The 10670-nt window shown below is 56.8% G+C and carries 12 protein-coding genes; 7 read left to right on the forward strand and 5 right to left on the reverse strand.

Annotated features, from left to right (window positions below; translation table 11 throughout):
* Positions 1-14: 14 nt before the first annotated feature.
* Positions 15-1214, reverse strand: coding sequence for a tyrosine--tRNA ligase (tyrS, locus tag KUC_RS03905; RefSeq protein WP_007111797.1), 1200 nt, complete (start codon positions 1212-1214; stop codon positions 15-17).
* Between the two features lie 140 nt (positions 1215-1354).
* Between tyrS and KUC_RS03910 the strand changes: the two genes are divergently transcribed.
* Positions 1355-2485 carry an anhydro-N-acetylmuramic acid kinase gene (locus KUC_RS03910; protein WP_007111798.1) on the forward strand — a complete coding sequence of 377 codons (1131 nt, stop codon included), beginning with the start codon at positions 1355-1357 and terminating at the stop codon, positions 2483-2485.
* 23 nt (positions 2486-2508) lie between these two features.
* On the opposite strand, the gene KUC_RS03915 is transcribed toward KUC_RS03910, so the two are convergent.
* Both KUC_RS03915 and KUC_RS03920 read right to left on the reverse strand, forming a co-directional pair.
* Positions 2509-3690 (reverse strand): PilT/PilU family type 4a pilus ATPase, encoded by a 1182-nt coding sequence (locus KUC_RS03915; protein WP_007111799.1) that lies wholly within the window; start codon positions 3688-3690, stop codon positions 2509-2511.
* Complete coding sequence (locus KUC_RS03920) at positions 3683-4726, reverse strand: type IV pilus twitching motility protein PilT (RefSeq protein WP_007111800.1); 1044 nt, start codon at positions 4724-4726, stop codon at positions 3683-3685. Before KUC_RS03920 ends, KUC_RS03915 begins: the two co-directional genes overlap by 8 nt.
* 32 nt (positions 4727-4758) lie before the next feature.
* On the opposite strand from KUC_RS03920, the gene KUC_RS03925 reads away from it, so the two are divergent.
* The 6 genes from KUC_RS03925 to KUC_RS03950 all read left to right on the forward strand — a co-directional run bounded on the left by KUC_RS03925 (position 4759) and on the right by KUC_RS03950 (position 9378).
* Entirely contained in the window at positions 4759-5475 is a 717-nt protein-coding gene (locus KUC_RS03925; RefSeq protein ID WP_007111801.1) for a YggS family pyridoxal phosphate-dependent enzyme, read from the forward strand.
* Between the two features lie 55 nt (positions 5476-5530).
* On the forward strand, positions 5531-6355 hold the full coding sequence (gene proC, locus KUC_RS03930; RefSeq protein WP_007111802.1) for a pyrroline-5-carboxylate reductase: 825 nt from the start codon (positions 5531-5533) through the stop codon (positions 6353-6355).
* A gap of 56 nt (positions 6356-6411) precedes the next feature.
* Positions 6412-7005, forward strand: a complete 594-nt coding sequence (locus KUC_RS03935; protein ID WP_007111803.1) for a YggT family protein — start codon at positions 6412-6414, stop codon at positions 7003-7005.
* Positions 7006-7083: 78 nt separating this feature from the next.
* A complete protein-coding gene (metX, locus tag KUC_RS03940) occupies positions 7084-8295 on the forward strand; it encodes a homoserine O-succinyltransferase MetX (RefSeq protein ID WP_007111804.1) in 1212 nt (403 codons plus the stop codon).
* A complete protein-coding gene (gene metW / locus KUC_RS03945; RefSeq protein ID WP_040480239.1) occupies positions 8295-8888 on the forward strand; it encodes a methionine biosynthesis protein MetW in 594 nt (197 codons plus the stop codon). The genes metX and metW overlap by 1 nt, the downstream gene beginning before the upstream one ends.
* A gap of 28 nt (positions 8889-8916) precedes the next feature.
* Complete coding sequence (locus KUC_RS03950) at positions 8917-9378, forward strand: DUF4426 domain-containing protein (protein ID WP_007111806.1); 462 nt, start codon at positions 8917-8919, stop codon at positions 9376-9378.
* A gap of 146 nt (positions 9379-9524) precedes the next feature.
* Here the strand turns inward: KUC_RS03950 and sfsA are convergent, their stop codons facing one another.
* On the reverse strand, positions 9525-10256 hold the full coding sequence (gene sfsA / locus KUC_RS03955; RefSeq protein ID WP_007111807.1) for a DNA/RNA nuclease SfsA: 732 nt from the start codon (positions 10254-10256) through the stop codon (positions 9525-9527).
* On the reverse strand, positions 10253-10670 hold a 418-nt coding region (locus KUC_RS19910; RefSeq protein WP_244264733.1), incomplete at its 5' end, for an aminotransferase class I/II-fold pyridoxal phosphate-dependent enzyme. The genes sfsA and KUC_RS19910, both read right to left, overlap by 4 nt.

Raw genomic sequence — 10670 nt, forward strand, 5'->3', positions numbered from 1 at the left:
TTATGACAGAAAGTTCAAATAAGTGTCACACGGGCGTAACGTTTCTTGCCCGCCTGAATCACATAGCTCTTGCCTGTCGCCAGCATGGTGTCTTTAGCAACCACATCGCCGTCGACTTTAACGCGGCCATTGCCCAGCATATCTTTGGCCTGGGCACTGTTGTTCGCAAGCTCCGCTCTATTAAGCACTGCCGCAATGGGCGCTTGTTCGCTGCCTTCAAAATCGACCGTGACTTCCGGCAGGTCTTCCGGCAGTTCGCCGTCGGCCAGTTGGTTACCCGCCGACTTGTGGGCATTGGCCGCCGCTTCATCGCCGTGGTAGCGAGCGATAAGTTCCCGCGCCAGCTCCATTTTAACGTCACGCGGGTTGGCGCCCTGCTCAACGCTTTGCTTGAGCGCTTCAATTTCTTGATTGGATTTCAAAGAAAGCAGCTCAAAGTAACGCCACATTAAGCTATCCGGCATGGAAACCAGTTTGTTGAACATCGAACCCGGCGCTTCATCGACACCAATGTAGTTGCCCAACGATTTCGACATCTTCTGCACGCCGTCTAACCCTTCCAACAGCGGCATAGTAATTACCACTTGAGGTTCTTGGCCGAAGTGCTTTTGAATCTCGCGGCCCATTAGCAGGTTGAACTTCTGGTCGGTGCCGCCCAGTTCCACATCCGCTTCAAGCGCTACCGAGTCGTAGCCTTGTACCAGCGGGTAGAGAAATTCATGAATAGCAATGGATTGATTGGCTTTATAGCGCTTTTCAAAGTCATCCCGCTCTAGCATACGTGCAACGGTGCTTTGGGCGGCCAACTCAATCATTTTGGCAGCGGAGAGCTCGCCAAACCATTCGGCGTTAAAGCGCACCTCGGTTTTTTCCGGGTCGAGGATTTTAAACACCTGCTCTTTATAGGTTTCGGCGTTGGCTTTAACGTCCTCTTCGGTAAGCGGTTTGCGCGTCACGTTTTTACCGGTAGGGTCACCAATACGCCCGGTAAAGTCGCCGATCAGAAAGATAACCGTGTGCCCCAAGTCCTGAAACTGGCGCATTTTAGTTAGCAACACACTGTGCCCCAAGTGTAGGTCAGGGGCCGTGGGATCAAAACCCGCTTTAATACGCAGTTTGCGGCCTGAAGTCAGCTTCTTTTTTAGCTCATCCTCTACCAGGATTTCATGCGTACCCCGCGACAGCAGCGCTAAAGCCTGATCCACCTCACTCATTGCCTCTCTCCACTATAAAGAACCGCCCATACCGGGCTCAGGTGATAAATAGCCGACGATGTTACCATGCTCGTTCGCCTTGGTTGAGCCTTGGTTTAGCCCTAGTTGGATCATTAGCCCCGCTTTGTACGAGTTCGCTTATGAAAACTTCGACGCTCTATTATATTGGCCTGATGTCCGGCACTAGTCTGGACGGTATTGATGCGGCACTTATCGCCATCGAAAAAAATTCGCCGCCACGCCTGTTGGCCACCCACGTCGAATCGATGCCGGACGAGCTTCATCGCCTACTATTTAAGCTGTGTCATGCAGAGCAGGTGAGTTTTGCGCAACTCGCAGCAGCCGAGCACGCGTTCTGCCAATGCCAAGCCCAAGCTGTGCAACACTTATTAGCGCCACTTTCAGTGGGCGTAGAACAGATCAGCGCCATCGGCAGCCACGGCCAAACCATTGAGCACGCCCCCGCAGGCCACGATAACGGCCCGGCTTATACGCTGCAACTGGATAACCCCAGCCTGTTGGCAGAGCTCACCGGCTGCAGGGTAGTAGCCGATTTTCGCCGCCGAGACTTAGCCGCTGGCGGACAGGCTGCGCCGTTGGCACCAGCGTTTCATCAAGCGCTCTTTGGTAGAGCAGATACACATCAGTTAGTGCTTAATTTAGGTGGCTTTGCCAATCTCACTTGGCTTTCTAGCCAGCCAGCCGACCCAGTGATCGGTTTTGATACCGGGCCCGCGAATGTTTTATTGGATAGCTGGTTTGCCTTGCACGAAGGCGGCCGCTTTGACCAGCATGGTGATTGGGCCGCTAGTGGAAAGGTAGATGAGGAGCTGTTAGCTCGGTTGATATCAGAACCGTTTTTCCAGCAGCCACCGCCGAGAAGCACAGGGCGTGAGCTGTTCCATCTGGATTGGCTACGAAAACATCTCAGCGGCCAGGAAGCCGCCGCTGATGTGCAGGCGACGCTTGCAGAGCTCACCGCAGTCAGTGTCGCTCATGGCATTGAACAACTACAGATTGATGACAGCCCGCTTACGCTGATCACCGCTGGCGGCGGCGCCCACAATCGCTACTTAATGCAGCGCCTTGCTTATCATCTCCCCCACGCAATGCTGACTTCGCCAGCAGCGTACGGTTGGCCTGAAGACTGGATTGAAGCGGGGGCTTTCGCCTGGCTGGCTCACCAGCGCCTGCACCACCTGCCAGGCAACTTGCCCTCAGTCACCGGCGCGCAGGGCCCGCGGATACTAGGCGGCATTTATGCTGCGTAGTGAATTAGGCTAAGCCACACAAATTAGTAATCATCGCCATCGCGTAGCCCCAGATGACTGGGCACTTGGTCATCCAACGAGAGATTGCGTGTCTTGGCATCGCTGAAATTGAGCAACATACGCAGGTCGTTAGCCGAGTCGGCGTGGGCCATGGCCACCTCTTTACTGATATGCCCTGCCTGATGCAGGTCATGCAGAGCCTGGTCGAAGGTCTGCATCCCAGCATCGCGGGACTTGGCCATCGCTGCTTTAATCTCGGCAACCTCCCCTTTACGGATCAAGTCGGCAATGCGCGGTGACTGCAGCATGATCTCAATGGCCGCACGGCGCCCGCCCGCCAGCGTGGGCAGCAGTTGCTGAGCGACGACCGCACGCAGATTCAACGAAAGATCCATCCATATCTGCTCATGGCGTTCATGGGGGAAGAAGTGAATGATGCGCTCCAGCGCCTGATTGGCGTTATTGGCATGCAGCGTTGCCAAACAGAGGTGGCCGGTTTCGGCAAACGTCAGCGCATGCTCCATGGTTTCCCGAGTGCGGATTTCACCAATCAGAATCACATCCGGCGCCTGGCGAAGGGTATTTTTAAGCGCCACTTCAAACGACTCAGTATCAATCCCCACTTCGCGCTGATTCACGATCGCACGCTTGTGCGGGTGCAAGTACTCAATCGGGTCTTCAATGCTGATGATATGACCGCCGACGGTTTCGTTGCGCTGCTGAATCATCGCCGCCAGGGTAGTCGATTTACCGGTTCCCGTGCCACCCACCACGAGTACCAGCCCGCGCTTGGCCTGAGCTAATTCTGCCAACTGCTCCGGCACGCTCAGCGCCTTCAGGCTAGGAATCTCAATCGCGATGCTGCGCACCACCATGGCCATCTGATTACGCTGCTGAAACGCGCTTACCCGAAAACGTCCTTTTCCCTCGCGACTGAGGGCAAAATTCGCCTCATGCTCACTGGCAAAACGTTCACGCAGCCCTTCCGGTAGCGTATGGGTGACCAGTTCATTGACCTGATGAGCCGTTAAACGCTGCTGACCCAATGGCACCAGCCCATCGGGCATTTTCAGGCTTGGCGGTGCGCCCACGGTAATGAGTAAATCTGAAGCGTTCTGCTCAACCATAATGTCGAGCAGTTGGTGCAGCCACTGGGTGGGCGAAAGCTCGACAGATGGCGCTTGAATTGAACTGTCTTTATTCATCTTTTATCGCCAGCGTTCCCTTCGCACTCAGCTGCGCCTCTTCTAAACTTACCGTACCTTCTTTCACTAACCGAGACAGCGCGGCGTCCAGCGTTTGCATGCCCAGGCTGCCACCGGTTTGAATGGCCGAGTACATCTGCGCCACTTTGTCTTCTCGAATCAAATTACGCACCGCTGAGGTAGCAATCAGCACTTCGTGCGCCGCCACGCGTCCGCCGCCCTGGCGTTTAAGCAGTGATTGCGACACCACTGCCTGGAGCGATTCCGAAAGCATGGAGCGCACCATGGCTTTCTCTTCGCCGGGAAAAACATCAATGATCCGGTCGATTGTCTTGGCTGCAGAGGTTGTATGCAGCGTTCCCAGCACCAGGTGGCCGGTTTCTGCAGCGGTCAGTGCTAAACGGATGGTCTCCAGATCGCGCAGCTCACCGACCAGAATCACATCCGGGTCTTCACGCAGCGCACTGCGCAACGCATCAGCAAAGCTATGAGTGTCGCGATGCACTTCGCGCTGGTTAATCAAACAGCGCTTGCTAGCGTGGACAAACTCGACGGGGTCCTCAATGGTGAGAATATGCTCGTAACGATGATCGTTAATGTAATCAATCATCGCGGCCAGCGTGGTGCTCTTGCCCGAGCCTGTTGGCCCCGTTACCAGCACCAAGCCCCGCGGCAACATCGCCAGGCGCTCGAAGACCTCGCCGAGCCCTAGTGTTTGCATGGAGAGCACTTGATTAGGAATGGTGCGAAACACCGCCCCCGCCCCGCGAGCCTGAGTAAAGGCGTTAACGCGAAAGCGGGCGACCCCCGGCACCTCGAAGGAAAAATCAATTTCTAGGTGTTCTTCGTAGTCGCGCCGCTGGCGATCATTCATGATGTCGTAGATCAATTTGCGCACATCGTTATTATCGATAGCGGGCACATTGAGCCGGCGAATGTCGCCATCAACACGTATCATGGGCGGCAAACCGGCCGAAAGGTGCAAGTCAGAGGCATTCTGCTTTGCCGAGAATGCTAGCAGTTCGGTAATATCCATCTCTCTTCCCAGCTGCGGTAAGGTGCTTGAGTATGACAGACATCGCGCTTAACGAGTCACTCGGCTCTTCATACGCTCAGGCGCGTGAACGCCTGCGTAATGCATTAGAAAACGCGGGGCGCACCCAGGACGCAGCCCAGCTACTGGCAGTCAGCAAAACCAAGCCCGCGGCGATGATTCGACAGGCTTGGCAGCTGGGTCAGCGTGAATTTGGTGAAAACTATTTGCAAGAAGCGCTGGAAAAGCAGAACGAACTTACTGACCTTGAGGGCATTGTATGGCATTTCATTGGCCCCCTGCAGTCCAACAAAACCCGCTCTGTGGCCGAGCACTTTGACTGGGTGCACAGCGTCGACCGGCTAAAAATTGCCAAACGCCTTAGCGAACAGCGCCCAACGCACCTTTCGCCACTCAATATCTGCCTGCAGGTTAATATCAGCCGCGAAGATAGCAAAGCCGGTGTGCTGCCCGAGGAGTTAGCGGAATTGGCCAAGCAAGTCGCCACGCTGCCAAACCTGCGCCTGCGCGGCTTAATGGCGATCCCCGCACCGGCAGAGGGTATCGACGCCCAGCGCCAGCCATTGGCAGCGCTACGTGAGGCTTTCACCGCCTTACAAAGCAACTTGCCAGATGCGCCCCTTGATACGCTCTCGATGGGCATGAGCGACGATTTAGAAGCGGCGGTACTGGAAGGTGCCACGCTGGTGCGTTTGGGCACCGCAATTTTCGGCGCTCGCCAATCAGCTTAGGCGGAACAGTCGCCCACTTTTTCATTTAACATACTTTTACTTAAGGACAGCTACCATGGCGAATAAGATTACCTTCATTGGGGCGGGCAATATGGCCAGCGCCATTATCGGCGGCCTAATCGACAGCGGCGTCGCACCTTCCACGATTACTGCCACTGCGCCGAATAACAGCGAACTGGCAGCGATTAAACAACGTTTAGCCATCAATACCGACACCGACAATAACGCCGCGGTGGCTGACGCCGATGTTGTGGTACTGGCGGTGAAGCCGCAAATCATGCGCAACGTATGCGAAGCGCTACGCGACAAAGTTCAGCGTCAGCAGCCGTTGGTAATCTCGATTGCCGCAGGCCTGGATGCCGACACTATCGACCAGTGGCTAGGCGGCAATAATGCCATGGTGCGCTGCATGCCCAATACGCCCTCGCTGGTCGGTTACGGTGCCAGCGGCCTCTACGCCAATGCCAAAGTAAGCGATGCTCAGCGTGACGTGGCCACTCAGCTAATGGAAGCGGTCGGCATTGTCGAGTGGGTGGAAGAAGAAGCCCTGTTAGATGCAGTGACCGCCGTTTCTGGCAGTGCCCCGGCCTACTTCTTTCTGATGTTCGAAGCCATGGAGGAAGCCGCAGTTAAACTCGGCCTACCTGCCGCCACCGCGCGCCGTCTCGCTATTCAAACCGCACTGGGTGCCGCCAACATGGCGCAGCAAAGTGATAAAGATCCCGCCACATTGAAACAGAACGTGATGTCGCCGGGCGGCACCACCGAGCGTGCCATTCAACATATGGAAGAGGCACAATTGCGCACCACCATTGCCGACGCCATGCAGGCCTGCGCCGACCGTGCCCAGGCAATGGCCAAAGAATTGAGCGGCAAATAATACAGCCATTCGGCTAACCCAGCCGTTAAGCTACGGATCATCAAGGAGACTCTATAATGGGCAATGAATTGGGCAGTGCAGGGTTGATGCTGGTAAACACGCTGATCAATATTTATCTCTTTTTACTCATGTTGCGTTTTTTGCTGCAGGCGTCTCGAGCGGATTACTACAACCCGTTAAGCCAATCGGTGGTCAAAATCACCCAGCCGGTGGTAGGCCTGTTCCAAGGCTTTTTAGGCCCTGTGGCTGGCCGCTTCGACCTCGCCACCTTAGCGGCAGGCTTTGTATTGAAAGTGGTCAGCATCATCGCCATCTTTATGGTGATTGGCGTTGGCATGCCGCCCATTGCTGGACTGCTGATTGCCGGTGTGGCGGCCTTGGCAAATGCGATCTTAAAAATCTACTTCTTCGCCATGATTGTGATGATTATTTTAAGCTGGGTAGCACCCAATGCCAGCCACCCAGGCGCCCTGCTCGTCATGCAACTGGTGGAGCCGATTATGGCCCCGGTGCGCAAAGTGATCCCGTCGCTGGGCATGATCGATCTCTCGCCTATCGTGGTGTTTATCGCCATTAACCTGATCGATGGCTTGGTGGTCGGCTCGCTGATTCGTGCGGCGGGCATTTCCGGCGCGCTGGTCGGGCTTTGATGGCGACTACCCCGTATTCCAGTATCTATTTAACAAGCTTCATTCAGTCGCACTCTTTCAGCAGGACTAGCGCCTTCAATGCCTGATTCAGATACGCTTGCGTTTGCAGACCGGCCGACGGGCTCCGTTGGCTTGGTCACCCCGCATGTGGCACGCTTCGACACGCCGCTCGCCCTCGCCTGCGGCAAAGTGTTGCCTGCCTACGAGCTGATTTACGAGACCTACGGCACGCTCAATGCCGAGCGCAGCAACGCGGTGCTGATTTGCCACGCGCTCTCGGGCCATCACCACGCCGCGGGCTATCACAGTGAAGAAGACCGCAAGCCCGGCTGGTGGGATGCCCACATTGGCCCCGGCAAAGCGATCGACACCAACCGCTTTTTTGTGGTCTCACTCAATAACCTCGGCGGCTGCCATGGAAGCACCGGGCCAGTAAGCCACAACCCCGACACCGGCCGCCAATGGGGGCCTGAATTCCCCATGGTCACGGTGAGCGATTGGGTGGCCAGCCAGGCGCGGCTTGCCGACCATCTGGGGATTGAGCGCTGGGCCGCAGCGGTGGGCGGCAGCCTGGGCGGCATGCAGGTGATGCAGTGGACAATGACCTACCCGGAGCGGGTTGCCAACGCCGTGGTGATTGCCGCCACGCCCCGACTCTCGGCGCAAAATATCGCTTTTAACGAAGTGGCTCGCCAGGCGATTCGCTCTGACCAAGAGTTTTTTGACGGCTGGTACGCTGAGCACGACACCGTGCCCAAACGTGGGCTAAAACTAGCGCGCATGGTAGGACATATCACCTACCTGTCAGAAGACGCCATGGGCAGCAAGTTTGGCCGCGATCTGCGTAGCGACGACCTCAACTTCGGTTTTGACGTTGAGTTCCAGGTGGAATCCTACCTGCGCTATCAGGGCGACACTTTCTCCACCGCCTTTGATGCCAATACCTACCTGCTGATGACCAAGGCGCTGGACTACTTTGACCCTTCCGCCACTCAGGGGGGCGACTTATCCAAAGCCCTGGCACCCGCACAGTGCCCATTTTTGATTGTCAGCTTTACCACCGACTGGCGCTTTCCGCCCTCACGCTCCCGCGAGCTGGTCGATGCGCTCACCCGCGCAGGCAAGGCAGTCAGCTACGCCAACATCGACTCACCCCATGGGCACGATGCTTTCTTACTCTCAGAGCCGCGCTACGACGCTATTTTCAGCGCCTTTATGAACCGCGCTGCCCGTGAGCTTAATCTCGCCGAAACAGGCGGAGATGGAGCGAGCTTGGAGGAGACGCCATGATGCGCGCCGATCTTGAACTGATTTATGACTGGGTGCCCGAAGGGGCGCACGTGCTCGACCTCGCCTGTGGCGACGGCGAACTGCTTGAGACGCTGGCGAACAATAAAGGCGTGACCGGCTATGGCTTAGAGATCGATCACGACGGCATTAATGCCTGCGTTGCCCGTGGCGTCAACGTGATTGAGCACAACCTGGATGACGGTTTAAGCAGCTTCTGCGATAACAGTTATGATCAGGTGATCATGACACAGGCGCTGCAGGCGCTGCGCCGTCCGGACAAAATGCTCGATGAGATGCTGCGCGTCGCCGAAGAGGGCATCATCACTTTCCCCAACTTCGCCTACTGGCGTCACCGTGTTCATTTGGGCCTGCGTGGCTATATGCCGGTATCCAAATCGCTGCCCCATGCCTGGTACGACACACCCAACATCCACCTCTCCACTTTCAACGATTTTGAACACTTATGCCGCGAAAAAGGTTTGGTAATTGTTGATCGCGCGGTGGGCGTGGGAGATCATCAAGGCCACTGGAAATCGCGGCTATGGCCCAATCTATTTGGTGAGATTGCCATTTTCCGCGTTCGCCGCCGCTAAGTTTTACGCTAATCAAGGAGGTACGACCATGCTACGCCGCTTAATGATGAGTGCCGCCCTTATCGGCATGCTCTTCGCCACTACTTTCGCCACGACGGCTGCCTACGCGGAGCAGTTTGTCAGCGTGGGCGATTACGAGATTCACTACAGCGCGGTGAACAGCAGCTTTTTGACCCCGGAAGTGGCCCAAGCGAATAACCTCCAGCGCAGCGCTAACCGTGGCCTGGTCAATGTTAGCGTGCGCGAGCGCCAGAAGGATGGCAGTACCCAGCCCGTTAACGCCAGCGTTCAGGGCCACGTTAGCGGCTTGACGGGCGCCCAGGAGTCGCTCAGCTTTCGCACCGTGCATGACGGCGATGCCACCTACCACCTGGCGCCTTTTACCCTGCGCGAAGATGAAAGCATGCGCTTTGAGCTAAGTGTGCGCTACGACCGCAACGCCGCCCCCGAACCGGTTAACTTTATTCAGCGTTTTTATATTGATCGCTAAGTCGTACCTAGAGACATGTAAATTAGCATCCAAAGCGCCGAGGGTTGGTGTAAGCAAGGGTCTTTCGCCATGGATGGCGAAAGTAGCGCCCAGGGAAGGGTTCACAGCGCCCTTGCGTCACCTGCCCTCGGCAAGCTCATGCCACTTTAAAGCCGAACAGGCAGGCTGCGGGTTAACCGCACACTCGTCGGGCGCTCCTGCTCCCGGGTCACGTCAATACCGTAGGCCAGCACTTCCACACCGCTGGCCGCAGCTTCCCCCAGAGCCGCTGCGTAAGTCGCGTCGATATGCGCAGCGGCGGCCACGTCAGCAATGCCTTCGTGGGCAACACAAAACAGCAGCACCGCCCGCTCGCCCTGCTCTGCCAGTACTCGCAGTGAATGCAGATGTTTGGTGCCGCGCACGCTCACCGAGTCAGGAAAGTAACCGTGACCATCGGTTTCTTTGAGGGTGACCTGCTTCACCTCGATATACGCCCGCCCCCGTTCTGAGTCATCCAGCATAAAATCGAGGCGGGCATCAGCCACTTTCACCTCCCGGCGTAAGGTGGCGTAGCCTGCCAATGGTGCCAACGCACCCGCCTCAAGCGCCGCTTCCACGATGCGGTTAGCACGGCCGGTATGCACAGAGGCAAGCGCTACATGCCCACCGGCTTGCGGCAGCTCGATAAACTCCCACGTCCAGGCAAGTTTGCGCTTGGGGTTATCGCTGGATGACAGCCACACTCGGCACCCCGGCACGTTCACTGCCTTCATCGAGCCGGTATTTGGACAGTGAGCCACTACTTCGCGACCATCGTCCAAGCGCACATCGGCTAGAAAGCGCTTATAACGCTTGATCAACGTGCCCGGTACCAGCGCCGGATAGACCAGCATCATAGCCTGCCCACAAAGCGTGCAATCCGCGCCACCGCCTCTTCCAGCCGGGCCACATCATTGGTAAACGCAATGCGCACATGGTGCTCGCCCCCGCGCACGGCGAAATCGATACCGGGGGTAATCGCCACATTCTCCTCCTGCAATAAGCGCTCACAGAAAGCCTGACTATCGTGGCTGTAGCGGGAGATATCCAGCCACAGATAGAACGCCCCCTGGGGCGGCAGATCTGGCGCCAGCCCCAAACTTGCTAGTCCTTCCAGCAACACTTGGCGGCGCTCTTTAAGCGTTTCGCGACGCTGTTCGAGGATACCCCGACACTCCGGGGTAAAGGCCGCCAGGGCGGCATGTTGCGAGGGCGTTGGCGCGGCTAGAAACATGTTTTGCGCCAGTCGCGTTAATGGCTCCCCCCCCCCC

It is taken from the genome of Vreelandella boliviensis LC1 (assembly GCF_000236035.1).
Lineage (GTDB): Bacteria > Pseudomonadota > Gammaproteobacteria > Pseudomonadales > Halomonadaceae > Vreelandella > Vreelandella boliviensis.

Coding starts and splice junctions, on each gene's coding strand:
- metW (WP_040480239.1), top strand. CDS start 8,295: ATGCGCGCCGATCTTGAACTGATTTATGACTGGGTGCCCGAAGGGGCG.
- KUC_RS03920 (WP_007111800.1), bottom strand. CDS start 4,726: ATGGATATTACCGAACTGCTAGCATTCTCGGCAAAGCAGAATGCCTCT.
- tyrS (WP_007111797.1), bottom strand. CDS start 1,214: ATGAGTGAGGTGGATCAGGCTTTAGCGCTGCTGTCGCGGGGTACGCAT.
- sfsA (WP_007111807.1), bottom strand. CDS start 10,256: ATGATGCTGGTCTATCCGGCGCTGGTACCGGGCACGTTGATCAAGCGT.
- KUC_RS03950 (WP_007111806.1), top strand. CDS start 8,917: ATGCTACGCCGCTTAATGATGAGTGCCGCCCTTATCGGCATGCTCTTC.
- KUC_RS03935 (WP_007111803.1), top strand. CDS start 6,412: ATGGGCAATGAATTGGGCAGTGCAGGGTTGATGCTGGTAAACACGCTG.
- proC (WP_007111802.1), top strand. CDS start 5,531: ATGGCGAATAAGATTACCTTCATTGGGGCGGGCAATATGGCCAGCGCC.
- KUC_RS03925 (WP_007111801.1), top strand. CDS start 4,759: ATGACAGACATCGCGCTTAACGAGTCACTCGGCTCTTCATACGCTCAG.
- KUC_RS03915 (WP_007111799.1), bottom strand. CDS start 3,690: ATGAATAAAGACAGTTCAATTCAAGCGCCATCTGTCGAGCTTTCGCCC.
- metX (WP_007111804.1), top strand. CDS start 7,084: ATGCCTGATTCAGATACGCTTGCGTTTGCAGACCGGCCGACGGGCTCC.
- KUC_RS03910 (WP_007111798.1), top strand. CDS start 1,355: ATGAAAACTTCGACGCTCTATTATATTGGCCTGATGTCCGGCACTAGT.